The sequence below is a fragment of the Octadecabacter sp. B2R22 genome (genome assembly GCF_018861045.1).
Taxonomy (GTDB): domain Bacteria; phylum Pseudomonadota; class Alphaproteobacteria; order Rhodobacterales; family Rhodobacteraceae; genus Octadecabacter.
Genome location: NZ_JAHKQJ010000007.1, coordinates 1044099 through 1068309, shown reverse-complemented (window position 1 = coordinate 1068309; position 24211 = coordinate 1044099). Strand labels below are relative to the sequence as shown.

The window sequence follows — 24211 nt, the reverse complement described above, 5'->3', positions numbered from 1 at the left end:
TCGGTTCTTTTGGTGGCTCTTGGAATGGCGGACGAACACCTTGGATACCTGCGAATTTGATTACATCATTGTTGGTGCGGGATCCGCCGGTTGCGTTGTGGCAAACCGCCTGTCCGAGGGAGGTAAGTTCACAGTCGCTCTTCTCGAAAGCGGGGGGAGTGATGCGCGGTTTTGGGTCAAGGTGCCTTTGGGCTACGGCGTTAACGTCTCCAATCCTGATGTGAATTGGGGGTATCGCACCGAACCAGACGAAGGGTTGAATGCCCGTTCGATCAGCTGGCCCAGAGGGCGGCTCATCGGTGGGTCGAGTTCGATAAACGCGATGACCTACATCAGGGGCCTTGCGCAGGATTTTAATGATTGGTCGCAGGCGGGGGCCACGGGCTGGCACTGGGACAACGTGCGTGCGGTGTTTGACCGTTTGGAAACCCATAGCGAGCTTAGCCCGATGGGCCGCACCACGCGCGGCAATGGGCCCGTCTGGGTGTCGGATCTGTCCGACCGGATGATGCCTTTCTCACGTACCTTTTTGGACGCAAGCCGCGACGCAGGGCATACTGTTATTCCCGACTTGAATGCGGACGGGGTCGACGGCATCGGATATTACCGCAGCACAGTGAGAAGGGGCTTTAGGTGGTCTTCGGCGGATGCGTTTCTGCGGCCTGCAAAACGACGGGCGAACCTGCGGATCATCCGCAATGCGGATGTTACCCGTCTGACGGTTGAGGGTGGTAAAGTCACGGGCGCGACCTTCGCTCAAGGGAAAAAACCCAGTCACATCACCGCCCGCAAAGAAGTCATCTTGTGCGCTGGCGCGATCAATTCGCCCAAGCTGTTGCAACTGTCTGGCATTGGTCCAGCCGCGCTGCTGAAATCTCACGGTATTCCAGTGGTGCGCGACTTGGCGCAGGTTGGGCAAGGTTTGCAGGACCATTTGGCGATCGCTTATCAATTCGGATCAACCAAACCGACTCTGAATTCGCAGTTGGGTGGGACATTGGGCAAGCTGTTGATGGGGGCGAAATATCTGCTGACGCGCAAAGGGCCCCTGTCTGTGCCGGTCAATCAGGTGGGCGGGTTTGTCCGCTCAGACCCTGACAATCGCCTACCGGACATGCAGGTGTATTTTAATCCAGCGTCCTATGAGGTGACGCCGTCGGGTAAGGCAGCCCTTGATCGCACCCCCGGTTTCCAGATTTCAGCGCAGCCCTGCCGCCCGACCAGTAGGGGGCGTATTGAAATCACGTCGTCCGACCCGCAGGTTGCGCCCAGCATCCAGCCCAATTCCCTCTCGACCGAGGAAGATCAAAGCGCGGCTATTCAGGCGGGCAAGGTTCTTCAGCGGTTTGCAGCGGCAGATAGCCTTAAGGCTGTGACATCACAGGCCAAAGCACCTGACCTGATGGCGCTGGACGACGATGACTTGCTTGCTGATTTCCAACAGCGTGCCTCGACCGTTTATCATCCGACATGCACCTGCCGGATGGGGCGTGATGACCAAACGTCTGTCTTGGATGCACGTTTGCGGGTCCATGGAGTGGCAGGTGTGCGTGTCGTGGATGCCTCTGCGTTTCCGAATATCACCTCTGGAAACACCAACGCACCGACAATGATGCTGGCCATGCGTGCCGCTGATCTGATCCTGGAGGATGCCTCGTGAAACTTGCAAGCCTAGAAACCTTTGTGGTTGGCAACCCGCCGCCGCGCCATGGTGGACGGTATTTCATCTTTGTCCGCGTGACGACCACCTGCGGCATCACTGGCGTCGGCGAGATTTACAACGCCACCTTTGGGCCCGATATCTGCTGCGCTATGGCCCGCGATATGTTCGCCCGCCATTTTGAGGGGGCCGATCCCCACCACATCGAGGCCCTGTTTCGAAAATCCTACGGCGCGGGGTTCACCCAACGGCCAGACGTCAGCGTTATGGGCGTGTTCAGTGGTCTGGAAATGGCCTGTTGGGATATTGTCGGAAAGGCTGCCGAAAAACCGGTTTATGAATTGCTTGGCGGGCGTGTGCATGACCGCCTGCGCAGTTATTCCTACATTTACCCAGCCAGCGGCGATGTCTATCCAGACCCAGACACGCCGAACGCCTACAACGATCCCACCATCGCCGCCGAAGTAGCGCTTGGGATGGTCGATCAGGGGTTCACCGCACTGAAATTCGACCCCGCGGGGCCGTTCTCCATCTATGATGGTCGCCAGCCCGGGTTGGATGACATTGCGCTTAGCGTCGCGTTCTGTCGTGAAATCCGTGAGGCCGTCGGGACACGCGCAGACCTGTTGTTTGGAACCCACGGCCAATTCACCGTTTCGGGCGCAAAACGCATGGCGCGCGCGTTGGAACCGTTCGATCCACTTTGGTTCGAGGAACCGATCCCGCCGGAAAACCCGTCCGATATGGCACAAGTGGCGGCCTATACATCCATCCCCGTCGCCGCAGGCGAACGTCTGTGCACCAAGCACGAATTCGCCCGTATGCTTGAGGTCAGCGCCGCGTCGATCCTGCAAATCAATCTGGGGCGTGTCGGTGGCCTGCTCGAGGCGAAGAAAATCGCCTCAACAGCGGAAACACGGTCAGCCCAGATCGCGCCACACCTGTATTGTGGGCCCATTGTTGCGGCTGCGAATATTCAAATCGCGACCTGCACCCCGAACTTCCTGATCCTTGAAAGCATCGGCACATTTGACGGGCCATATATGTCCGCCGTCAAAGGCGCGATCACATGGGAAGACGGGTATATCATACCGTCAACAGCGCCCGGTTTGGGGCTAGAGCTAGACGACGACGCAATCGCAAAACTGCCATACGAGGGGGATGCGCTTCACCTTGAAATGGCGCAAACTCCTATCACAACATGACAAAGGATTTTTCATGCTGATACTCAATAAGTTCTACATTGACGGCGCGTGGGTTGATCCCGCGTCTGATGCAACAATGCCAATCATGAGCCCCGCAACCGCGTCGCAAATCGGCACCTTGAGCATGGGCAACGCCGCAGACGTTGATCGCGCGGTGGCTGCCGCCAAACGAGCGTTCGAGACGTTTTCGATGACTTCCAAAGAAGAGCGCCTCGCGCTGTTGGAAAAGCTGCGCGTGGAAACCAAGGCCCGTCTGGGTGACCTTGCCGCAGCGATGACATCCGAGATGGGCGCGCCCGCGACGATGTCGCTTGAGGTGCAAGCTGATGCAGGACTTGGTCACCTTGAGGATTTCATCAGAGCCCTTGAGGCGATGGAAGAGGAAGAGGTTTTGCCAAACGGCGACATCATCACCCGCGAACCTATCGGGGTGTGCGGCCTCATTACGCCATGGAACTGGCCGATCAACCAGATCGCCCTAAAGGTGGTTCCTGCACTTGCTACGGGTGCGACCTGCGTTCTGAAACCGTCAGAGCACACCCCAATTTCCGCGCAAATCTATGCTGAAATTGTGGATGCTGCCGGATATCCTGCTGGTGTGTTCAACCTTGTGCAGGGCGATGGTCTATCGGTGGGCTCTGCTATGTCGCAGCACCCTGATATCGACATGATGTCGTTCACCGGATCCACCCGCGCGGGCACGGCTGTGTCACGCGACGCGGCGAGCGATATCAAGCGTGTCACGCTTGAGCTTGGCGGCAAATCACCCAACCTTGTGTTTGCCGATGCCAACCTTGCAAAACGGGTCACCGAAAGCGTTGAGGGCTGTTTTTACAACACGGGCCAATCCTGCAATGCGCCAACGCGGCTTTTGGTGGAACGCAGCTGTTACGACGAGGTTCTGGGTTTGGCCAAAACCGCTGGTGAGGCACAAAAGGTCGGGGACCCTGCGCAATCAGGCGACCATATCGGCCCGCTGTTTGACAAGATCCAATACGACCGCGTTCAAGCAATGATCCAACTGGGGATCGATGAAGGGGCCAAGCTGCTGGTCGGCGGTCTGGGCAAGCCTGAAGGTCTTGAAGACGGTTGGTACGTAAAGCCCACGATCTTTTACGATGTTGACCACGACATGCGGATCTCGCGCGAGGAAATCTTTGGCCCCGTTCTCGTGATTACGCCTTTTAATACCGAAGAGGACGCGATCACCATGGCCAATGACACGGAATACGGTCTGGCGGCCTATGTTCAGTCCAGCGACGAAGCGCGCGTGTCGCGCGTTGTGCGGCGTCTGCGTGCGGGGACGATCCAGATTAACGGGCGTGGGCCGGATTACGGATCGCCGTTTGGGGGGTATAAACAGTCTGGCAACGGGCGCGAAGGTGGCTTGTTTGGTCTTGAGGATTACCTCGAAGTGAAAGTGCGCCCACCCTTCGCACAGTAAATCACAGAGCCGAAAACAAAAACGGCGCGGGATCAACCGCGCCGTTTTCACACATACAATATTACCTCTTAAATCGACTTGGACGCAATCCGGTAGGTGCTGCGCATCGCGGCGCGGTCGGTATAACAGCCGCGCAAATGGCGGCTTCCGCTGTCGGCAACATAGCCTTCGCGGCCATGCACGATGCGGTGATTGTCAAAGACAATGCAATTACCGGCCTCAGAGCGGAACTTCATGACAAAGCGGTCGTCTTGCATCATGCGGATGAACTTGATGAAAGCAGGGTAATAGGTGTCCAGCAGCTCTTGCGGGAGGTCCATCGTATCCTGCAGGTGCTGCGAAATCGTGACCCCCGTGACGTTGCCGTTCTGATCTGTTTCGATGACCTGTTGATGGGATTGGTAATCAATCGTGTCATGTCGGTAAAAGAACGGAATTTTGTGGGTCGCGAGCAGGTCAAACGCATCAGGGTCTTCGTCCTTCAGCGCCATGGCGACGGCGATCCCATCCAAAAACAACGACGCGCCGCCATCCACGGTGTTCTCAATGCAGTGCAAAAACTGAACGCCGGGTGCCGCTTCTTCACCAGGAAGGTCCGTGTGCATTTCTAACGGACCTGCGGTGAACGCCAGATTGGTTGGGTTGATCTCAACACGCACATTGAAAAACAGGCCTTCGCCAGACGGGGTGACAGGGCCGATGGCCTTTACCAGATTGGGCAGGCTTTCTTCTGACGGGTCCATGTCCGTGACAATGGCAATACCGTCTTCGATTAATGCCCGTGTGAGTGCAACACGACCCGCCGCTGTATCGATAACATCAGCCTGCGGCACACGCTGGATGTGAGCGAGGTGGTCACTGTACCAAACGCGACGGGGCAGGTCCGCGATGTCAGTGGGGCGGCCCTTGGTGGCAATGTCTTCAAGAAGCTCGAGGGAGATCTCGCTTGAGGTGTCTTCCGCTTCCCACTCAATGATCACAGCGCCCTCTTGCAGGACAAGCGATTTCGCTTTGGGGGCTTGGGCCAATTGCGAAACATCAAAAATCCGTTCGCGGGTTTGCGGATCGATGTTCGAGTTGCTCGCATCGCGCAGCCAGTAATAGTTGAAATACTTTGGGCCGTTAGAAAGCTGGATCACCGCGCCGCTTTCCTGAAGATCAAACTCTATCTGTGTCATGGTCACTGTCTTTTCTGAAGGGATGGAGGTTAGTTGGCGTAGATGTTGTTTTCCGCATCAAGACGGGTGCGAATTTCGCGCAAGTGCGCCTCGGCCTGACCGGGATAATCATCAAGCTCACGGGCCGTTTTTTCAGCGATGTCATCGGATAGGACACGCAGTTTTTGCCCCGTCTGCAGCGCACGGACATATGTTTCAGCCGCACGTTCAAAATAATAGAGCCGGTTGAATGTATCCGCGACCGAAGCCCCCACGACGAGAACGCCGTGATTGCCCATCACCATGACCTTCTTGGCCGGATCAGAGAGCATCTGGGCACAGCGAATGCCTTCGTCCTCAAACGCGAGGCCGCCAAAGGCATCGTCAACAACATAGCGGTTATAAAACGTCGCAGTATTCTGATCGATCGGCAGCAGCGTACTGTCGGCCAGACAGGCCAGAACGGTCGACCAGATTGAATGGGTGTGCATCACACACCGCGCATGCGGGCATTGCCGATGGATCGAGGCATGCAGACCCCATGCCGTGGGATCCGGCGCATTTGGGCCGGTCAAAACGTCCGGATCATTGGCATCCAACAACAGCAAATCAGACGCGCGAATGTTAGAGAAATGCACCTGATTGGGGTTGATCAGAAACTGAGTGCCATCCTCGTTCACCGCCAGACTGAAATGATTGGCGACCCCTTCGTGCAGGTTCAGGCGGGCGGCCCATTGAAAGGTCGCCGCAAGGTCGGTCCGTTCGGCCCAGTGCTGCATGTTCGCGCCACCCATGATCAGCTGGCCAGCACAGGTTTCGACAAGCCAGTCGGGATAACCTCGTAGCCGTCCTCCTCGGGTTCGTCGTCTACCAGTTCCGTCGGGAAACCGGGGGCCGTGATCTGCAGGCCTGTGGCGTCTTCAAGGCGGCGGATGATGTTGGGGGACAGCTCTCGTTCGCCATACTTGGCAATACCGTCATCAAAAATTTCGACCAGCAGCGGGCTGATCTCAAGCGGTACATCCGCAGCTTCGGCCAAGGATTGAAACAGGCCGATATCCTTTTTCACGAGGTCCATCGTAAAGGACACGTCGCGCGACCCGTTCAGGATCAGTTGGCTTTCGGTTTCATGGACGAAGGATGTCCCTGAGCTGATTTTCATCGCCTCATAGGTCGTGTTCAGATCAATGCCCGCGGCCTTCATCGTGACCAGCGCTTCGCAGCAGGTCAGCAAATTGGCCGTCGCTAGATAATTCGTCATCACCTTCAGCGTTGAGGCCGACCCGATCTCACCGGTGTGCAAAACCCGCCGACCCAGCGTCGTCAGCGTTGGCAGCATCCTCTCGAACGTGGCGCGATCACAGCCCGCAAAGATCGAGATGTTGCCCGTATCCGCGCGATGACAACCGCCCGACACTGGGCATTCAATCGCAGAGCCGCCCTTTTCTGTCACAAGCGCGGCAAGGCGTTTCACCTCAGAAACTTCAGTCGTGGACATTTCCATCCAGATTTTCGTGTCGTCGACATGGGGCAACATCGCCTCGACCACGGCCGCGCAGGCCTGTGGGGATGGCAGGCAGGTGATGACAGCATCGCAGGCTTGCATCAGGGCCGCAGGGCTGTCCGCAGCCTTTGCGCCCTTGGCGACAAATCCGGCCACCAGTTCGGGGTTGAGATCACAAACAGTCAGATCAAACCCGTTGCGCAACAAACTGCCCGCCAATTTACTGCCAACATTCCCAAGCCCGACAAAACCCATTTTCATATTAATTCAATCTCTCAACCGCTGCTTCGTTTCGTTTAATTTTTAGCCATGAGTGGTTTGGTATAAAGCAACTAATTCAAGGGCTTTGGGCTTGTTTTATTTAAGGGTAGCGATCACCCAAAAGAGGAGCGCAACCTTGGGATGCGAAGCCGGCGCAAGAACGATAGAAATCAGCCTGAGCGATAAGGTTAGGAGCGGTCGGGTCCCGAACTCCGACCTTTCTTGCGCGACCCCTCATCTGGAGGTTAGGCAATCCGTTAACCTTAGTCCTGTAGTGAGCCGCTGATCGTCAAACCAAAGGTCTGTCATGGCTACTGTTAATGGATATCTAATCAATCTTGATACGGGTGCAGTTGGCCCGACCGTTGGGGATGAGTATTCGGGCTCTACGACGGCGTCGTTTGACGATTCCTCTTACGATACCCTCGGCACTGGCATCGTGAACTATCCGAACACCGTTGGCGATGTGTTCGGGTACTTTTATCAGGTTGGCGGCAACTACTATTTCGTGCCGTCCGACTCCTCGGGGTTCCCGCCGGGCGAAACAGGCGACCTTACCGACTTTGCCGAAGCGATCTACGGCACCACGGGCACCGATACGCTGACGGGCACCTCTGATGGTGAGTATATTCAAGACACCGATCAGAATATTTACAACTGGACGAGTCACGACACAGTCTATGGGGGCGGGGGGGACGACACGGTCTCCTTTGGTGATGGCAACGACGTCATTTATGGCGGCGACGGTGCTGATCAAATCGGGAGTTGGTCCACCGGCCAAGGGAGTAACCGGATTTACGGTGACGCTGGCGACGACAGTATTATCGGCGGCGCAGGCGATGACACGATCTACGGTGGTACAGGCGATGATTGGTTGTCTGGTGCGGTTGGCAACGACACAATCTATGGCGGCGATGGGTCCGACGAAATCTGGGTTACCGACAACCATCAGTTCGCCATCGTCGAGGGGGGCGAAGGCGGCGTTGATTGGGACATCATCGGGTTCAGCAATTATTCATCGACGCAAGGCGTCACGGTTACATTCACGGGGTCGGAAAGCGGCACCTTTGACTTTTCGGGCACCTCGACCAGCGGCAGCTTTCGCGAAATCGAAGAGTTTATTTCGACCGAGTATGCCGACGTTATCGACGCCTCCGCGACGTCCCAAGACCTGCTCGTTAGTACGGAGGGGGGCGACGATAGCCTGACAGGCGGAACCGGCGACGACACATTGTATGGCGGCGATGGTGGCGATACATTTTCCGGTGGCGCGGGGTCCGACACCTTGTTTGGTGGTGACGGTAACGATCGTTTCACGATCGAGGATGATGATGGAACGTCAACAATTTCGGGTGGCGGTTGGTGGGACACGATCGAATTCTCGAATGTCGTATCGACGCAAGGCGTAACCGTCACCTTCACAGGTGACGAGGTCGGCACGTACGATTTCAACGGAACCGCAGGCACCGGCACATTTGACGACATCGAAGAGATATTCGGCACGGTCGACTACGGCGACACGATCGATGCCAGCGCCGACAGCCTTGGCACGAAGGTCTACACTTTTGGTGGCGACGACTCGTTCATTGGCGGCAGTGGCGCCGATCGCGTCTATCTGGAGGATGGTGACGACAGTGCGGTGGGAGGCGCGGGCAATGACGCGCTCTATGGCGGAGATGGCAGCGATACCCTGTCCGGCGGGGCGGGCGATGACACGCTATCTGGCGGCGCGGGCGATGACACGCTATCTGGCGGCGCGGGCGACGATGTCTATGTCTTCGAAGATGGGTCCGGCCACGATGTCATTACCGATTTCGATACCTCCGATAGCGACGGTGACGGTTCAACGAACGATCAGCTAGACCTGTCGCTTCTGACCGATTCCGGTGGCAACCCGGTGAACACAGCAGACGTCGTTGTGTCCGACGACGGGTCGGGCAATGCGGTTTTGACGTTCCCGATCGGTGAAAGCATCACCTTGAACGGGGTATCACCAGGAAGCGCCACGCCCTCCGCCCTCGTGAGCATGGGCGTCCCCTGTTTCACCAGTGGGACCCTGATCAGAACGCCAAGCGGAGACCGATTGGTCGAAACCTTACGGCACGGGGATTTGGTTCAGACGGCGGATCACGGGGCGCAGCCGATTTCTTGGGCCGGTCAAACGACACTAAACAAAGATGAGCTCGCGGCGAACCCCAAGGCACGGCCCGTACGAATTGCGAAAGGTGCATTGGGCAACACACGGGACCTTCTTGTCTCACGACAACACGGCATTTTCGTGAGTTTGGAGGGCCAATCATATCTCGCGCGGGCAATTCATTTGGCTCGACATGGGGGCGATGGTTTTAGGGTCGCCAATGGCGTGCGTAAGGTGACCTATGTCCACCTGATGTTCGCGCAACATCAAATCCTGTTTGCAGAGAATTGCCCAAGTGAAAGCTTCTATCCTGGTCCGATGGGCCTCGCGGCATTAGCCCCTGCGCATCAGGCCGAAATTCTTCACCTTTTCCCATTGCTGAAACTTGGCCCTGTGGGCTTGGCGGCTTACGGTCCGTCCGCTCGGCCTTTCATAGAGGCCAAACGGCTTTCGAGGATGTCTGTAATGCCAACGAATACAACTGAATTGGTCTTCTAGTTCTGGCCTAGCATAACGCGTATTATCCTTGCCGAGCTTTGACTTGGTTGAAAGGTGCCAAAGTCGGGTTTGTTCCGCAGTAAGTTCATCGGCGCGGTTAAGTCTCGCCGAGAGTTGTTATCTAGTCCTTATCATCAAAGGCAATTGACGCAGTTCTGCATCTACATTTGCAAACATTTAACCAGTGGTCCTCAATGTGGGATTGACAGTCAAACCTTAATCCCATCGGACCAGCAGATTGATTTCAGCAACAAGCCCACTTCCAATCATGTTCAACAAGTTGGGTTTGAATGAGCTCAGCTCGGGACAGTTTTCAGATGATGTTGGCAATCGTTTGCGCCGCGAACAGCTTCGCGGAACCATCGAGCAGATGCGGGTCATGTTGCTCGGAAACACGTTCTTTGCCCCTGTTCTGTCATTTCAGGCTTGGAACCATGGAAGCAACCATTTGGTTGTCATCTGGACAGCCGCGATCATCCTGTATTCTTGGTGGCTCTTTCTCAAATGGCGCATCACTTATAAAACCACTGGGTCATCGAAGGACATGCGACGCTTTACCGTCGAAACCTTTGTAAATTCGCTTTTTTGGACAACCGGTATGGCGTTGTTCTATCCGCTGGTCAGTGGCGATGAGAAGGCAATCATCACCACTGTGATAGCGGGGGCGCTCGCACTGGGAACCATGGGTTTCTCGCGTGCGCCGGCAGCAGCTTTTGCCTACTTGGGTGTTCAAATCGTTGGAAACAGCCTCGTCGCGCTTTTCTGCGGCCTACAGACAGGATCGTCGTCTGATTTTTTGATTTTCTTTCTAACGATTGCTGCTGGTGTCAGTTTGTATAGCGCGACCGTAGAGAGAGGGAAATCAGCGATCACGGCATTCAAAGATCAAGAGAAACTAAACGAAAAGAAAGAGGTCGTTGAACTCCTTTTGAGGGACTATGAACGACAGGCCACAGAGTGGCTTTGGCAGACCGATCAATCTGGCAAAATCATCAGAGCACCGGCACAAGTCCTAGAGTTGTTTGGCCTTACTGAGCGGGACATTGGTCGGGTTCCATCATTTGCGGCGCTAGGAGCGGAATGTACTGAAGCGTGTCAGCCAGACATTGAGAGGCTGCGCATGGCATTGAAGTACAAAACAGAATTTCATGATGTGCGATTGTCAGTGACCGATCCGAAAGATGGGCGGTTGCGCTGGATTCTTATCAAGGGAATGCCGCAGTTTGATCTTGATGAATTTAGAGGGTTTCGAGGGATCTTTGCTGATGCGACCGCGTCAATTGAGGCCGATCAGAAACTAAAATTTCTGGCAACTCACGACAGCCTCACCAAACTCTTGAACCGCGATGCGCTTCAAGAGTGCCTATTGGGCCTTCGGACTGGCGATCATTTCGCAACGGCTTTTGCGGTCGATCTTGACGGCTTCAAACAGATCAATGACAGCTATGGTCATGACATTGGCGATCTTCTCCTAATTGAAGTGGCAAAGCGGTTGCGAAGGGTAGGGACGGTTGAAACTTGGGCAGCCCGTATTGGTGGCGATGAATTCTTTATCCTTTGTCGAGGGCAACACCCTATTAAGAGGAGTGCTTCCGAACGGATCGCGACAGAAATCTGTAAACTGCTGTCAGACCCCTTTCAGATAGGAGAATTCAAACTGCAGATATCCGCCTCTGTGGGCGTCGCGCAGTTTCCCAGAGATACGTCCGAGGGGTTAGAATTGTTGTCGTTTTCAGATCTGGCGCTTTATGATGCAAAGCATAATGGCGGCGATCTGTACGCGTTTTTTGACATCAACATGCAAGATCAGCTCAACAGGCGCGTTGCCATCATTGAGCGCATGAAAACCGCAATTCAGAACGGTGACATCCAGCCTCATTATCAATCTCAACATGCTTTGAGTGATGGTCGCCTCATTGGGTTTGAGGCACTTGCGCGATGGACAGATGACCAACTTGGAGTGATTGGTCCCGATGTCTTCATTCCGATTGCAGAACAAACCGGACTCATTGTTGAATTAGGTGAGCAAATATTGCGGACGGCCTGCCACGATGCGGTGCGATGGGCCAATCAACTGGGGGACTTGGCACCTGTTGTTTCAGTCAACTTTTCGCCGGTTCAGTTTTCCAGAATTGATGTCGTGGCTCTTATCAAAAAAGTACTGGCTGAGACTGGATTACCGGCAAGGCTATTGGAGGTCGAAGTGACCGAGGGTGTTTTCATCACGTCGCAAGAAAAAGTGGCGGTCACTTTAAACGAAATTTCCGCATTAGGTGTATCAATTGCGTTAGACGATTTCGGAACCGGTTATTCATCCCTCAGCTACCTGAAGCGCCTTCCACTCAATAGGCTTAAAGTTGATCGTTCTTTCGTTACGGATCTTCAACACAACTCAAAAAGTCCGATTGTAAGCGCCATCGTTCAATTGGGGCACAATCTTAATTTGTCTGTCATTGCCGAAGGCATCGAAAGCCAAATCGAAGTTCAAGCGTTAGCCGCCATGGGGTGTGATGACGGCCAAGGTTTTCTTTTTGGCCGACCAATGTCTGTCGAAGCAACAGATCAATTTGTATCACAAATGTCGGTCATCAACCTGAAGAAAAGGATCGTTTAAGAAGACGCCAACCAACACCTAAAGAAATAACCCAAACTGTGCACAACTGACCTAGAGGCAAGCTGTGTTGAACGACCGCTTCTGGCGGAGCGGGCAGACGGTATCAGCGCACAGGTGTGCGAGCATCCAGCGCCGTTTAACGAATAACAATCTCGTCGGCGCGCACCATTCCAAGCATGTCGCGGGCTTGTTCATCAAGAAGGTCGAGATCAAGATATGTATCGCTTAGGCGACGCGTCAGATTTTCCATCCGCGCAACATCCGCCTGAAGCACAGCCAGTTCAGCCGTCAACGCGCGGTTTTCTGCATTGATCTCGGCACGTTTGAAAATACCGTAGTCGCCTTGCACGGCGGCAAAGGTGAAATACAAGCCGAGCATCAAAGTACCTGCAAAATAGAGAAGGACGCCCATTGGCGCGCGTTTCGCTCGTAACATGTCTCTGCCTCATTGCACCGGTTTCTTGATGAACCGCGTATGCCAGAGAATCGCACATCTGATTCGTTTTGGGAATCCCCTTTATGTAGGGGATTCCATTATTTTCGGTGCTTTATCGGCTATTACGCGATGGATGCGGCGTGAATGCTGTCGATGGTGCGGCCCAGCGTGGCGTTGAACTCGCCATCGTCTTGATGGGCAAACAGACCTTCGGTCAGCGCGCGGCTAAAGCTGGCCACGACGCCGCTGTTTTTGGCCAGTCGATTGTTGGCTTCCTCGCGGGAATATCCACCGGACAGCGCCACGACTTTGAGGCAGGCTGGGTGATCCACGAGGACCTGATACTGACCTGGTGTTTCGGGCAGGCTGAGTTTCAGCATGATCTGCTGGCCGTCGGGCAGGGCATCAAGGTGGAGCAGGATCGCGTCGCGCAACATGTCTTCGGCGTCTGCCTTGTCTGCAATGGTAATGTTGATCTCTGGTTCTAGGATCGGCATGAGGCCGTGGCCGGACACCTGCGCACCCAGTTCAAACTGCTGCGCCACGATGGCGTCGATACCTGCCTGATTGGCAGCATGAATGACAGAACGTTCCTTGGTGCCAAATATGCCTTGAGCTTTTGCGCGTTCCAGCAAGTGATCAAGGTTTGGAATGTCTTTCAGCATCTGCACGCCGTTGTCTTCGGCTTCCAAGCCTTTGTCGATCTTGAGGAATGGCACAACGCCGTTGTCTTCCCAAAGGGCGGCGGCGGAGGGTTTGCCGGAAATCTCGCGGTCCATGGTCATTTCAAACAGGATCGCGCCGATGACTTTGTCGCCGCTGAACACAGGGGCGTTTACGATGCGCGCGCGCATAGCGTGGATCAGATCAAACATCTGGTCGTCGTTGGCATAGGCATCCTCGGACACACCGTAAGCTTTTAGCGCTTTGGGCGTTGAGCCCCCCGATTGATCGAGCGCCGCAATAAAGCCTTGGCCCTTGCGGATTTGGTCTGTCATGGCTTGGTGTGTCGCGTCGGTCATTTGGGTTGTCCCTTTTGGCTGCGTTACAACTGCCATAAGGGACGTCTTAAGGGCCTTCAATTATGGTTACGCTAACGGTTGCGCTAACATACTAGTATTTCAGCCCCTTGCGCCGATTATCCTCCCAAAGCCGCAACACCAGGAAGGGTTTTGCCCTCCATCCATTCTAGGAATGCGCCACCCGCCGTCGAGATATAAGTGAAGTCGTCACCGTGGCCGGACATGTTGATCGCTGCGACGGTATCGCCGCCACCGCCAACGGAAATCAAATCGCCAGCGTTTGTTTGGCGCGCGATTTCGTCCAACAGCTCGAACGTGCCTTTTTGGAACGGCTCAAGCTCGAACACGCCCAAGGGGCCGTTCATGATCAGCGTTTTGGCGGATTGGATGACCGCAGCGATGTTCTTGCTGGATTGTGGTCCGACATCAAAAATCATCTTGTCGGCAGGGCAGGCGTCTACAGGCAGGACTTCGTTGGCGGCGTTTGCTTTGAATTCAGCAGCCACAACAATATCGACGGGCAGGATAATCTGACAGCCCGCGGCTTCGGCCTTGGCCATAATATCGCGGGCCGTGTCTGCGAGGTCGTGTTCGCAAAGGGACTTGCCGACGTCTACGCCCTGCGCGGCCAAGAATGTGTTGGCCATGCCGCCGCCGATGATGATGGCTTCGACTTTTGAAATCAGGTTACCAAGCAGATCGAGCTTGGTGGACACTTTGGCCCCACCAACCACGGCCACCACGGGGCGCTCTGGGTTTCCGAGCGCTTTTTCGAGCGCGCCGAGTTCTTCTGCCATCAAGCGGCCCGCGCAATTGGGCAACAATTTAGCAACGCCTTCGGTACTTGCGTGGGCGCGGTGCGCGGCAGAAAATGCATCGTTGCAATAGATATCGCCCAATGAGGCAAGGAAGCCCGCCATCTTCGGATCATTGTCGGTTTCCATCGACGTGAACCGTGTGTTTTCAATCAGGATCACAGCGTCCGCAGGGGCCGCGTCAATGGCAGCGCGATCTGGCTTTTCGATAAACGTCACAGGACGCCCCAGAACCTTTTCCAAGGTTGGCACTGTCACGCGCAAAGACATCTCAGGAACATACTGGCCCTTGGGGCGACCAAAGTGAGCAAGCATGACAGGTTTACCGCCAGCGGCCAGAATGGTGTCGATTGTCGGTTTGATCCGCTCAATGCGGGTTGCATCCGTGACTTTGCCATCTTCAACGGGGACGTTGATGTCCACCCGCGTCAGCACAGTTTTGCCTGCCAATTCCATGTCGTCGAGTGTGTTCCAGCCCATGATGCTCTCCTAGCTTTGTTGGCTTGTTCATGCGCAATCAGCGGCGAGGGGTCAACCGTGTCTTGGAATCCGCCAAAAGTCGCACTAGATAACGGCGCAACGCAATTCGTTAAGGAGCCGAAAGATGGCTGATATCAAAGACCCAGAAAACACAATCCTGATGGAACTGACCGGTGGCACAGTACAGATTGATCTATTGCCAGACGTTGCGCCAAAGCACGTTGAACGCATGAAAGAGCTCGTGCGCGAAGGTGCATACGACAACGTTGCATTCCACCGTGTGATTGATGGTTTCATGGCGCAGACGGGCGACGTTGCCCACGGCAACATGGAAAACGATTTTAACATCGGTCGTGCTGGTACAGGTGGGTCCGACAAGCCTGATCTTCCGGCTGAATTCTCCAAGATCCCGCATGCACGTGGATCCCTTGGCGCTGCGCGTTCCGCGAACCCGAATTCTGCGAACAGCCAGTTCTTTATTAACTTCAAAGACAATGACTTCCTGAACGGCCAGTACACCGTTTACGGCATGGTTTCTTCCGGCATGGAACACGTCGACGCGATCGTTAAGGGCGAGCCCCCGATGTACCCTGATCGCATGATCTCTATGAAAGTTGCTGCCGATGTTTAAGGGCGCAGTTATCGCGACTTTGTTGGCTGGTGCTGCACATGCAGGCGGGATCGAGATTGATGTCGCAGGCGACGCCAACGGTACAATCGTTATCGATCTGTTCGAAGACATTGCACCGTTGCACGCTGCGCAAATCACTGCGCTGGCGGCTGATGGCCAATACGACGGCGTGGTGTTTCACCGCGTGATCGAAGGCTTCATGGCGCAAACAGGCGATGTTCAGTTTGGCGACAGCACAGCGGATGATTTTAACATGCAGCGCGCTGGAACAGGCGGGTCTGACCTTGGCGATATCGCTCTTGAGGCAACGACTGAAAAGTCGTTCACCCGTGGCATGGTCGGCATGGCGCGGTCCCAGAACCCTGACAGTGCCAACAGCCAGTTCTTCATCATGTTCGAAGAGGGCGCGTTTCTGGACGGCCAGTATACCATCGTTGGCGAAGTGACGTCTGGTATGGATATTGTTGATCAGATCAAATTGGGCCGTGGGTCCAACGGTGCTGTGGTCGGCGAACCTGACTATATGGTTGCTGTGCGCGTTACCGAGTAACCTCAGCATCACATTCTTGTAGAGGGGCTATGCAGCGATGCGTGGCCCCTTTTACTTTGGGGGCACCCTCATAAGGAAAGCCGCCATGTTCCGCCTTACACTTGTCTTTACGTTGATCGCCAACCTCGCCACCGCCAGCCCCGAGTTTTGGCGCCACGAGTGGCCCAACACCAATTTTGACGTCACCAGCGTTGAGAGTTGGGTTGAAGTCTTGTCTGGTGGGCCGCCGCGCGACGGCATTCCTGCGTTGGATGATCCGTCCTTTATTGATGTCTTTGATGAGGACCGACTGACGGATCGCGAACCAGTTATCACATTGGAATTGCAGGGCGAAACCCCACGCGCATACCCGATCCGATATCTGATGTGGCATGAGATCGTGAACGATGACGTGCGCGGATTGCCGATTGCGGTGACGTTCTGCCCGCTGTGCAATTCGGGCATCACCTTTGATCGGCGGGTCAACGGGCAAGTGTTGACATTCGGCGTCTCGGGCAAGTTGCGCAACTCGGATATGATCATGTTTGATCGCGAAACCGAAAGCTGGTGGCAGCAAGCCATCGGCGAGGCGATTGTCGGGGATCTAACCGGGACAGAACTTCAAACTCTGCCATCGTGGATGGAAAGTTGGGGAGAGTTCAAAGAGCGCAACCGTGATGGGCTCGTGATGGATGAACCCAACCAGCGGCGCAATTACGGTGCCAACCCTTATGTGCAGTATGACAGTTCGCATCGGCCGTTTTTGTTTTCTGGTGAATTGCCGCCCCATGACATTCCGGCACTTGCCCGCGTTGTGCGCGTTGGCGATGCTGCATGGCCAATGACACGGATCGCGCAGGCGGGGGAGGTTGAGGAGGACGGCGTTGTCCTAAGCTGGGCTGCTGGCCAAGCTTCGGCGCTGGATTCCGCTGCGATTGGAAACGGGCGCGACGTTGGGACTGTTCGGGTGCGTGACACTGCGGGCAACGATCTGGCACATGACGTGATGTTCGCCTTTGCCTTTCACGCATTTTGGCCGGATGGCGATTGGAAATTGGGCGAATAGTCCTCGCCCAACGGTTCAGGTTCCGCAGAATGTCTGGCGCACCTTTTCGTCTTCCTCGGGCGGAGTCGCAAAGTCGGGGCTCGGCGTGAACGGCGATTTGACCGCTGCAAGCATGGTGTGAAACGGCGCAAAATCACCTGTCGTGGCTGCCGTGATTGCCTGTTCGATCTTATGGGTGCGCGGGATCACCTGCGGGTTGGTTTCGCGCCACAGATCATCATTCGGGCCCGCCGCGCGCCATTTTGCGTACCACTCGGGGAATGTCTGTTCCGTTTGATTCAGCGCGTTGAATGTATTGGTAAAATCCGCGTTCGCCTCAGACATGAGGGACAGTAACTCTTTGATCAGTGCCGTCGTTTCATCGCTTTGCGACAGTCCCAATTTGGGTGCGAAAACCCTGGCCCATTCGGCCTCAAACAAATCGGGGAAGGTGTTCAAAAGGGCGGTGAATTCTTCGATTGCCAAATCAGTGTCGGGCATAAGTGCGACCAAAGACGTTGCAAATTGCGCAAGGTTCCAATGGGTTAGGGGGCCTTGGTTGCTATAGGCATACCGCCCGCGACGGTCGATGGAACTGAACACCGTATCGGGGTGGTAGGTGTCCATAAAGGCACAGGGGCCAAAGTCGATGGTTTCCCCTGCAACCGAAACATTGTCGGTGTTCATGACCCCGTGGATAAAGCCGACAGACATCCATTTAGCGACCAGCTGGATCTGACGCTGCATGACCTGCTTGATCAGGTCAGTCGGGCCGCTTGCACTAGGGTAGTGGCGCTCGATCGTATAGGTCATCAGTTCACGCAACCCGTCGACATCACTGCGTGCGGCGAAGTACTGGAATGTTCCAACACGGATGTGAGACGATGCAACACGGGTCAAAACAGCCCCAGGCAGTGGACCTTGTTCCCGCAAAACAGGATCGCCTGTCAACACAGCCGCGAGTGCCTTTGTTGTCGGTATATCAAGGGCCTGCATGGCGCAGCTCATCAAGTATTCGCGCAGCACTGGGCCAACCCATGCGCGTCCGTCACCGTTGCGCGAATAGGGCGTGGGGCCTGATCCTTTTAGTTGGATATCAACGCGTCCCAACGGGCTATCGATTTCCCCGAGATGCAGCGCGCGACCGTCCCCGAGTTGCGGCGAGAAGCCCCCGAATTGATGGCCTGCATAGACCTGCGCAAACGGGGTAGATCCCGCAAGGACTTCGTTGCCCGAAAAGATATACGCGGCGTCTTCATCACTCATGTCGGACGTATCTATCCCTAACTCAGCGGCAAGGTCATGGTTGAACACGATAAGGGAGGGCGCGCTGACAGGTGTTGCGGCATGTTTAGAATAAAAACGGTCCGGCAATGTCAGGTAAGTGGTTTCAAACGGCAGGGTCAGGGACATGTCAGCACCTTTGATCAGAGGACGCGGGTCATTAGGGAATAGCGATCGCGCATTTTGAAATGGGCGCGGCTATACAGCCGCTGGGTGGCTTCGTCATCGCGGTCAACTTCTAGATGAAGAGCTGTAACGCCGACGTCGCTTAGGCTTTTGGCGATTTCGGACAGAACCTCGGAGGCGATCCCGCGTTTTCGCACGTTGGGCCGGATGTAGAGCTCATCCACAAAGGCATCCATGCCGCCCATCTCCATGGACCAACCAAATGTGATGATGATGTAGCCCGTGGGTGCCTTAGCGAGGCCAAAAAGCCACGCTGCGCCCAAGGGCGACCCTTGTAGCAGCGGCATCAATGCCGCTTCGCGCTGTTCATCCGTGCGGTCAATCCTGACCTCGGAGTGAAAATCCCCGATCAGCTTGAGAAGGCGGGGCGCATCATCGGGCGCAGCAAGGTGGATCGCAGTGGTCATTTCGGCGCCTTTGTCTGTTCGAAACGTATCTAGTGCCTCACGGGGCAAATGGGTAGGGCCACACGCCGTTTGTGGACGATAAGCGGCGCTTATTTTTGTATCACAACAGCGCGATTTCGGGCCGACATCTGTGGTTTCATAGCAGGGTTGCGCCAATCTGGCTTGACGCGGTCAAAGACGTCGGAAACAAGCCAATATAGATACCATGCCCCTTTCATTGACTGGATACGTTCATGAGCAACTACGCCCTCACTGTCACTTGCCAATCCACCCGTGGGATTGTCGCTGCCATCGCCAATTATCTTGCCGATCAAGGCTGCAATATTACGGACTCAGCGCAGTTTGATGACCAAGAGACCGGCAATTTCTTTATGCGCGTGAGCTTTGAAACGGGCGAGGGCGCCGATCTGGCCAAAATGGCAGCGGATTTTGAAAGCACCGCGACGCCGTTTGATATGACCTATGAATTCCACGATGAAGCCGTGAAGATGAAAGTGGTCATCATGGTCTCGCGCTTTGGTCACTGTCTGAACGATTTGTTGTATCGCTGGCGCATCGGTGCGTTGCCGATTGATATCGTTGCTGTGATCTCAAACCACATGGATTACCAAAAGGTCGTCGTGAACAACGACATCCCGTTCCACTGCATCAAGGTCACCAAAGAAAACAAACCCGATGCCGAAGCGCGGATTATGTCTGTGGTTGAAGACACCGAGGCCGACCTGATCGTGCTGGCGCGTTACATGCAGATCTTGTCTGATGACATGTGCCAGAAAATGTCCGGCAAAATCATCAATATCCACCACTCGTTCTTGCCAAGCTTCAAGGGGGCAAACCCTTATAAGCAGGCTTACGAGCGTGGCGTGAAGCTGATCGGGGCGACGTCACACTATGTGACGGCTGACTTGGATGAGGGGCCGATCATCGAACAAGACATCGTGCGCGTGACCCATGCACAATCGCCAAATGACTACGTGTCACTGGGCCGCGATGTTGAAAGCTCTGTTCTGGCGCGTGCCATTCACGCCCACATCCACCGCCGGGTGTTTATCAACGGCAGTAAAACGGTCGTGTTCCCCGCCTCACCAGGGTCCTTTGCATCGGAGCGGATGGGTTAACCGAACCGCGCCAATCGCTCGGTCAGAAGATCGAAAAAGCCGTCCGCGTCCAGATCGCCCATAAAGGTGCAATTCGGGGCGCGGTCGCTGACACGCCACCAATCGGCAACCGTAGCGCCCATTGTCAGTTCAGACGTTGTTTCGATTTCAACGTTGATATGACGGCCTGTGAACAGATCGGGTTTGATTAGATATGCGATGACTGTCGGGTCATGCAGGGGCGCACCCTCGGAGCCGTATTTTTCTTTGTCGAACCGCTCAAAGAAATCCGTCCAAGCGGCGACCATATCGCCAACATGAGTGCCCATAGATCGAAATCCAATGATGTGATCTGCCGTCGTCAGCGCTTTGTGGGTCACATCCAGCGGCATGACAGTCAGCGGCACACCCGCGCGGAACACAATGTCCGCCGCCTGAGGATCAACATAGATATTGAACTCGGCGGCAGGGGTGATGTTACCGCCTTGGAAGTAACCACCGCCCATAAGAACGATTTCCTCAATCGCATCCGTGATGTCAGGGGCCCGCTGTAACGCTGTCGCAATATTCGTCAACGGCCCAAGAGGGCAGAGCGTTACCGAATTGGCAGGGGCAGCGCGCAACGTCTCGATGATCCAGTCCACGGCATGCTGGTCCTGAAGCGGCATGACTGGATCGCTTAATTGCGGCCCATCAAGGCCGGTTTTTCCGTGCACATGTTCTGCCGTGACCAGTTCCCGACCCATGGGGGCATCACAGCCCGCAAAGACCAGTGTTTCCGGTTTGCCCGCGAGTTCACAAACAATACGCGCGTTCTTTTGGGTCAAGGGCAACGGGACATTGCCTGCCACGGCCGTAATACCCAACACGTTCACTTCCGGTGAGGCAAACGCCAGCAGGATCGCGACCGCATCATCTTGGCCGGGGTCCGTGTCGATTATAATATTGCGGGGCATACTGGGTCCTGATCCATTGTTGTGCCCCATACCTAAGCGGCGATTGCGAAAAGGAAAACCCGCCATCCCTTGCCTTTGTTTCAAAAATACCTCGGGGGAGTCCGCAGGACGGGGGCTGGCCCCCTCGCGCCTTGATCCTAGATACGCCCATGCATGGCGAGTCGTGCGTGCAGATGCTTGGCATTCCAATGATCCAATTCAAGCGCAAAGATATAGGCGTGGGTCAGGTAGAAACACGCACCATCAAGGCTGGCGGCTGCATCGGCGGCTTGTTCATACAGCGCAACCAAAGCGGCTTTGTCATCTTGCGCATGCGCCTTGAGAAGCTGAGCGTCTAGATCTTTCATGCGCCCGCGATCGCGCCCATTTTCGCGGCGACCCAATCATGAAAACAATGGGTTGGGCCGTCCATTGCCGGTGAAAACCGTCCACCATCAAATCCGGGGGCTGCACGGCCGCGTTGCATTCCTTCGACCACACCGATGTCTTCCTCGAAAATCTCTTTCCATTGCGCGGTGTTGCGAACCCTTAGGTCGTCATCCGTCTGAGGGGAGGCATAGTAAAGATGTACATGCTCAACCGTGCGATCCCGTGCGACCGGTTCCAGAATGATCGCATAGGCATGTTCGCGCTGCGCCGCCAAAAGAACGTTGGGATAAAGGCAGATGTATTCCGCCCCCTCATTCCACTTGTCACTCAGGCCCTCAAAGTCAGGGAAGGTCGCGCCATCTTCCCCAGTTAGCTGACGATAAACGAGCGTTCCCTGACCGCTAAACGCGCCGCTTGACGCCTCCGTGATCGGGTGCTCGATATTGTAATGATCCTCCAGCCGCGAATAGCTGTTCAGGCCGGGGTGAATCCACGGCAGGTGATAACTCTCGGCGTAGTTCTCAACGGCGAGTTTCCAGTTGCACCCAACGTCCAAAGCAAAGGCGCTGTCACCACCGCCGTGATAAAGGGGGGCGGTGTTTTCGTGCCATCTGGCGATCAGGTCGGCGTTGACCACCTCAAAGGGGTCGGCTTGGCCGTCCAGATTGATGAACACAACATCGCGCCAGATGTGGCTGCGCACTTCGATCAACCCGAGGTCTTCTTTGACGATTGCGTCGTGTGTATTGTGTCCGGCACCGCCCACGTGGGGCGTCGAAACGAGCGCACCTTTGGTTGAATAGCACCATGAATGATAGGGGCAGCGAATGGCGCCTTCGATTTTGCGCGGCGCATCAACAAGGATCATGCCACGATGGCGGCAGATGTTTTGGAACACACGAACATCGCCGTCCTTGTCACGTAGCAACAACAGCGGAATGCCCAAAAACTCCATCGGCTTGGCGTCACCGTTATCTGGCACATCCGCGCCGACGGCCAGCCCCGCCCATGAGCTATGCAAGACCGCCTTGGCTTCTGCGTCAAAGGTGGCTGGATCTGTGTAGTGGACATTGGGAAGACCGTTTGCGGTGTCCACGCTGCGGCGTACGGCGCTCAAATCGTCTGTGTTGTGATCCTTGGCCATGACATGTCCTTTCCTGATGCAATTATTCTGGGCGCCATTTCGGGGGGAGTCGTGTGATTTGGCGACATCCACGTTTCTCACCGCGACAGATCAAGCGCTTTTGCGCGGCGAATTGCCCGAAAACACGGACCTTATAGGCTGGGACATGCGCAGTGCTGCAATGCGGCGTTGGACCGCCGAGGCGAAACAGGGAAACACGCGCGGGTTCGCACAAATGGTCCTACTTCAACCGCTGAGATCGCATCACGTCGAACGCCTGATTACACCGATGGTACGGGACACGACCTGATGTGTTCCAACATGTCCAAAGGAGACACCAAATGCTAAAACTGACCAAATTGAGTTCTGTAATTGCACTTGTCACCATCGCAGGCACGGCCTTCGCACAAGACGTTGACGCAAACATCGATGTGAACGGCGACGGATTTTACAGCTTCCCCGAAGTGAGCACGATTTACCCCGACGTAACGGCTGACGTCTTCACTCAACTCGATACGACGGGCGATGGCCTCTTGGATATGGCGGAAGTTGCTGCGGCCCAAGACGCGGGGCTGATGCCAGTGATGGAATAGGGCACCGCCCACCACTCACCCTCCCTTATCCCATTGCATCAGGCTATTTTGTCATGATGCGGCAGGTCGCGTCCCCCAAACGCGACGTGCACTTGCCCCTCGTCCATACGTGGTCGGGGGGCTTTTTTGATCTGGGGGAGGTCTAGGCGCTGGCGGGGGCCGCCAGCAGCGTTGTTGTCGGGGCAGGTGCCGTTATTTGCCGCCGCGGGACAAGGCTGCAACGCCGGTACGGGCCATTTCAACCAGACCAATCGGGCGCATCAGCTCGGCGAAGGCATCGATCTTGCCAACGTCGCCTGTGATTTCAAACACAAAGCTGTCCAGCGTGGAATCCACGACATTGGCACGGAATACATCCGCCAGACGCAGGGCTTCGACACGGTCGTCGCCTTTACCCGTAACCTTAAACAGGGCCAGCTCGCGCTCAACCGCTTTGCCTTCGACAGTCAAATCATGAACTTCACGAACGGAAATGATGCGGCCCAGTTGTGCCGTGATCTGGTTGATCGTCTGCGGCGTACCTGTGGTCACAACCGTGATGCGGGACAAGTGTCCTGTGTGGTCGACTTCTGCGACGGTCAGGCTTTCGATGTTGTAGCCTCGGCCTGAGAACAAGCCAATGACGCGTGCTAGAACACCTGGTTCGTTTTCAACCAGAACAGCCAGCGTGTGACGTTCTTCTACGTCCGAAAAATTAGGACGTAGGTTGTATGCCGAATGAGAGGTGGAACCTTTTTCGAGGTTTAGAGGGGACATGA

At 55.5% G+C, this 24211-nt stretch carries 23 protein-coding genes; 11 read left to right on the top strand and 12 right to left on the bottom strand.

All coding sequences use genetic code 11. The annotated features are described in order from the left end of the window. Window positions 1–19 precede the first annotated feature (19 nt). From KO486_RS10720 to KO486_RS10710, 3 genes are read left to right on the top strand one after another with little or no spacing between them, the layout of a single operon-like run. The gene (locus KO486_RS10720) at window positions 20–1660 is read left to right on the top strand and encodes a GMC family oxidoreductase N-terminal domain-containing protein (protein WP_252734645.1); all 1641 of its coding nucleotides are present in this window, start codon (window positions 20–22) and stop codon (window positions 1658–1660) included. Further along, on the top strand, window positions 1657–2865 hold the full coding sequence (locus KO486_RS10715; RefSeq protein ID WP_216037217.1) for a mandelate racemase/muconate lactonizing enzyme family protein: 1209 nt from the start codon (window positions 1657–1659) through the stop codon (window positions 2863–2865). Before KO486_RS10720 ends, KO486_RS10715 begins: the two co-directional genes overlap by 4 nt. Before the next feature lie 13 nt (window positions 2866–2878). Further along, window positions 2879–4309 (top strand): aldehyde dehydrogenase family protein, encoded by a 1431-nt coding sequence (locus tag KO486_RS10710; RefSeq protein ID WP_216037216.1) that lies wholly within the window; start codon window positions 2879–2881, stop codon window positions 4307–4309. A 68-nt stretch (window positions 4310–4377) separates the two neighbouring features. Here the strand turns inward: KO486_RS10710 and KO486_RS10705 are convergent, their stop codons facing one another. Genes KO486_RS10705 through KO486_RS10695 form a run of 3 tightly spaced genes read right to left on the bottom strand, consistent with a single transcriptional unit; the run spans window position 4378 to window position 7231 of the window. Beyond that, window positions 4378–5487 (bottom strand): TauD/TfdA family dioxygenase, encoded by a 1110-nt coding sequence (locus KO486_RS10705; protein WP_216037215.1) that lies wholly within the window; start codon window positions 5485–5487, stop codon window positions 4378–4380. Window positions 5488–5516: 29 nt separating this feature from the next. Continuing rightward, a complete protein-coding gene (locus KO486_RS10700) occupies window positions 5517–6260 on the bottom strand; it encodes a class II aldolase and adducin N-terminal domain-containing protein (RefSeq protein ID WP_216037214.1) in 744 nt (247 codons plus the stop codon). A 2-nt stretch (window positions 6261–6262) separates the two neighbouring features. After that, a complete protein-coding gene (locus KO486_RS10695) occupies window positions 6263–7231 on the bottom strand; it encodes an NAD(P)-dependent oxidoreductase (protein ID WP_216037213.1) in 969 nt (322 codons plus the stop codon). A 307-nt stretch (window positions 7232–7538) separates the two neighbouring features. Between KO486_RS10695 and KO486_RS10690 the strand changes: the two genes are divergently transcribed. Further along, window positions 7539–9866: a Hint domain-containing protein gene (locus KO486_RS10690; protein WP_216037212.1), complete on the top strand. Its 2328-nt coding sequence runs from the start codon at window positions 7539–7541 to the stop codon at window positions 9864–9866. Between the two features lie 268 nt (window positions 9867–10134). Then, the gene (locus KO486_RS10685; protein ID WP_216037211.1) at window positions 10135–12480 is read left to right on the top strand and encodes an EAL domain-containing protein; all 2346 of its coding nucleotides are present in this window, start codon (window positions 10135–10137) and stop codon (window positions 12478–12480) included. Window positions 12481–12616: 136 nt separating this feature from the next. On the opposite strand, the gene KO486_RS10680 is transcribed toward KO486_RS10685, so the two are convergent. The 3 genes from KO486_RS10680 to KO486_RS10670 form a co-directional block, all read right to left on the bottom strand. Further along, on the bottom strand, window positions 12617–12916 hold the full coding sequence (locus KO486_RS10680; protein WP_216037210.1) for a septum formation initiator family protein: 300 nt from the start codon (window positions 12914–12916) through the stop codon (window positions 12617–12619). 122 nt (window positions 12917–13038) lie between these two features. Then, window positions 13039–13938 carry a fructose bisphosphate aldolase gene (locus KO486_RS10675; RefSeq protein WP_216037209.1) on the bottom strand — a complete coding sequence of 300 codons (900 nt, stop codon included), beginning with the start codon at window positions 13936–13938 and terminating at the stop codon, window positions 13039–13041. 116 nt (window positions 13939–14054) lie between these two features. After that, the gene (locus KO486_RS10670; protein WP_216037208.1) at window positions 14055–15233 is read right to left on the bottom strand and encodes a phosphoglycerate kinase; all 1179 of its coding nucleotides are present in this window, start codon (window positions 15231–15233) and stop codon (window positions 14055–14057) included. Between the two features lie 124 nt (window positions 15234–15357). Here KO486_RS10670 and KO486_RS10665 point away from each other — a divergent pair, with 124 nt between their 5' ends. From KO486_RS10665 to KO486_RS10655, 3 genes are all read left to right on the top strand, one after another. Then, window positions 15358–15864 carry a peptidylprolyl isomerase gene (locus tag KO486_RS10665; RefSeq protein WP_216037207.1) on the top strand — a complete coding sequence of 169 codons (507 nt, stop codon included), beginning with the start codon at window positions 15358–15360 and terminating at the stop codon, window positions 15862–15864. Beyond that, a complete protein-coding gene (locus KO486_RS10660) occupies window positions 15857–16414 on the top strand; it encodes a peptidylprolyl isomerase (protein WP_216037206.1) in 558 nt (185 codons plus the stop codon). Before KO486_RS10665 ends, KO486_RS10660 begins: the two co-directional genes overlap by 8 nt. Before the next feature lie 85 nt (window positions 16415–16499). Then, window positions 16500–17459: a DUF3179 domain-containing protein gene (locus tag KO486_RS10655; protein WP_216037205.1), complete on the top strand. Its 960-nt coding sequence runs from the start codon at window positions 16500–16502 to the stop codon at window positions 17457–17459. A 15-nt stretch (window positions 17460–17474) separates the two neighbouring features. Here KO486_RS10655 and KO486_RS10650 read toward each other — a convergent pair whose 3' ends face one another. Next, window positions 17475–18851, bottom strand: a complete 1377-nt coding sequence (locus tag KO486_RS10650) for a protein adenylyltransferase SelO (protein ID WP_216037204.1) — start codon at window positions 18849–18851, stop codon at window positions 17475–17477. A 14-nt stretch (window positions 18852–18865) separates the two neighbouring features. Next, window positions 18866–19315, bottom strand: a complete 450-nt coding sequence (locus KO486_RS10645; RefSeq protein ID WP_216037203.1) for a GNAT family N-acetyltransferase — start codon at window positions 19313–19315, stop codon at window positions 18866–18868. A gap of 233 nt (window positions 19316–19548) precedes the next feature. Between KO486_RS10645 and purU the strand changes: the two genes are divergently transcribed. After that, on the top strand, window positions 19549–20433 hold the full coding sequence (gene purU, locus KO486_RS10640; protein ID WP_216037202.1) for a formyltetrahydrofolate deformylase: 885 nt from the start codon (window positions 19549–19551) through the stop codon (window positions 20431–20433). Here purU and KO486_RS10635 read toward each other — a convergent pair. The 3 genes from KO486_RS10635 to KO486_RS10625 all read right to left on the bottom strand — a co-directional run bounded on the left by KO486_RS10635 (window position 20430) and on the right by KO486_RS10625 (window position 22881). Continuing rightward, window positions 20430–21368 (bottom strand): nucleoside hydrolase, encoded by a 939-nt coding sequence (locus KO486_RS10635; RefSeq protein ID WP_216037201.1) that lies wholly within the window; start codon window positions 21366–21368, stop codon window positions 20430–20432. The two genes, purU and KO486_RS10635, sit on opposite strands and share 4 nt — an antisense overlap. A 137-nt stretch (window positions 21369–21505) precedes the next feature. Then, a complete protein-coding gene (locus tag KO486_RS10630) occupies window positions 21506–21715 on the bottom strand; it encodes a hypothetical protein (RefSeq protein ID WP_216037200.1) in 210 nt (69 codons plus the stop codon). Further along, window positions 21712–22881: an aromatic ring-hydroxylating dioxygenase subunit alpha gene (locus tag KO486_RS10625; protein ID WP_216037199.1), complete on the bottom strand. Its 1170-nt coding sequence runs from the start codon at window positions 22879–22881 to the stop codon at window positions 21712–21714. Before KO486_RS10625 ends, KO486_RS10630 begins: the two co-directional genes overlap by 4 nt. 58 nt (window positions 22882–22939) lie before the next feature. Here KO486_RS10625 and KO486_RS10620 point away from each other — a divergent pair, with 58 nt between their 5' ends. Further along, on the top strand, window positions 22940–23170 hold the full coding sequence (locus KO486_RS10620) for a hypothetical protein (RefSeq protein ID WP_216037198.1): 231 nt from the start codon (window positions 22940–22942) through the stop codon (window positions 23168–23170). Between the two features lie 31 nt (window positions 23171–23201). Further along, window positions 23202–23453 carry a hypothetical protein gene (locus tag KO486_RS10615; RefSeq protein WP_216037197.1) on the top strand — a complete coding sequence of 84 codons (252 nt, stop codon included), beginning with the start codon at window positions 23202–23204 and terminating at the stop codon, window positions 23451–23453. Between the two features lie 192 nt (window positions 23454–23645). Here the strand turns inward: KO486_RS10615 and ilvN are convergent, their stop codons facing one another. Further along, entirely contained in the window at window positions 23646–24209 is a 564-nt protein-coding gene (ilvN, locus tag KO486_RS10610) for an acetolactate synthase small subunit (RefSeq protein WP_216037196.1), read from the bottom strand. Between the last annotated feature and the right edge of the window lie 2 nt (window positions 24210–24211).

Coding starts and splice junctions, on each gene's coding strand:
- KO486_RS10675 (WP_216037209.1), bottom strand. CDS start 13,938: ATGACCGACGCGACACACCAAGCCATGACAGACCAAATCCGCAAGGGC.
- KO486_RS10645 (WP_216037203.1), bottom strand. CDS start 19,315: ATGACCACTGCGATCCACCTTGCTGCGCCCGATGATGCGCCCCGCCTT.
- KO486_RS10690 (WP_216037212.1), top strand. CDS start 7,539: ATGGCTACTGTTAATGGATATCTAATCAATCTTGATACGGGTGCAGTT.
- KO486_RS10700 (WP_216037214.1), bottom strand. CDS start 6,260: ATGGGTGGCGCGAACATGCAGCACTGGGCCGAACGGACCGACCTTGCG.
- KO486_RS10665 (WP_216037207.1), top strand. CDS start 15,358: ATGGCTGATATCAAAGACCCAGAAAACACAATCCTGATGGAACTGACC.
- KO486_RS10650 (WP_216037204.1), bottom strand. CDS start 18,851: ATGTCCCTGACCCTGCCGTTTGAAACCACTTACCTGACATTGCCGGAC.
- KO486_RS10670 (WP_216037208.1), bottom strand. CDS start 15,233: ATGGGCTGGAACACACTCGACGACATGGAATTGGCAGGCAAAACTGTG.
- KO486_RS10680 (WP_216037210.1), bottom strand. CDS start 12,916: ATGTTACGAGCGAAACGCGCGCCAATGGGCGTCCTTCTCTATTTTGCA.
- KO486_RS10630 (WP_216037200.1), bottom strand. CDS start 21,715: ATGAAAGATCTAGACGCTCAGCTTCTCAAGGCGCATGCGCAAGATGAC.
- ilvN (WP_216037196.1), bottom strand. CDS start 24,209: ATGTCCCCTCTAAACCTCGAAAAAGGTTCCACCTCTCATTCGGCATAC.
- KO486_RS10695 (WP_216037213.1), bottom strand. CDS start 7,231: ATGAAAATGGGTTTTGTCGGGCTTGGGAATGTTGGCAGTAAATTGGCG.
- KO486_RS10710 (WP_216037216.1), top strand. CDS start 2,879: ATGCTGATACTCAATAAGTTCTACATTGACGGCGCGTGGGTTGATCCC.
- KO486_RS10615 (WP_216037197.1), top strand. CDS start 23,202: ATGCTAAAACTGACCAAATTGAGTTCTGTAATTGCACTTGTCACCATC.
- KO486_RS10705 (WP_216037215.1), bottom strand. CDS start 5,487: ATGACACAGATAGAGTTTGATCTTCAGGAAAGCGGCGCGGTGATCCAG.
- KO486_RS10660 (WP_216037206.1), top strand. CDS start 15,857: ATGTTTAAGGGCGCAGTTATCGCGACTTTGTTGGCTGGTGCTGCACAT.
- KO486_RS10635 (WP_216037201.1), bottom strand. CDS start 21,368: ATGCCCCGCAATATTATAATCGACACGGACCCCGGCCAAGATGATGCG.
- KO486_RS10655 (WP_216037205.1), top strand. CDS start 16,500: ATGTTCCGCCTTACACTTGTCTTTACGTTGATCGCCAACCTCGCCACC.
- KO486_RS10685 (WP_216037211.1), top strand. CDS start 10,135: ATGTTCAACAAGTTGGGTTTGAATGAGCTCAGCTCGGGACAGTTTTCA.
- purU (WP_216037202.1), top strand. CDS start 19,549: ATGAGCAACTACGCCCTCACTGTCACTTGCCAATCCACCCGTGGGATT.
- KO486_RS10625 (WP_216037199.1), bottom strand. CDS start 22,881: ATGGCCAAGGATCACAACACAGACGATTTGAGCGCCGTACGCCGCAGC.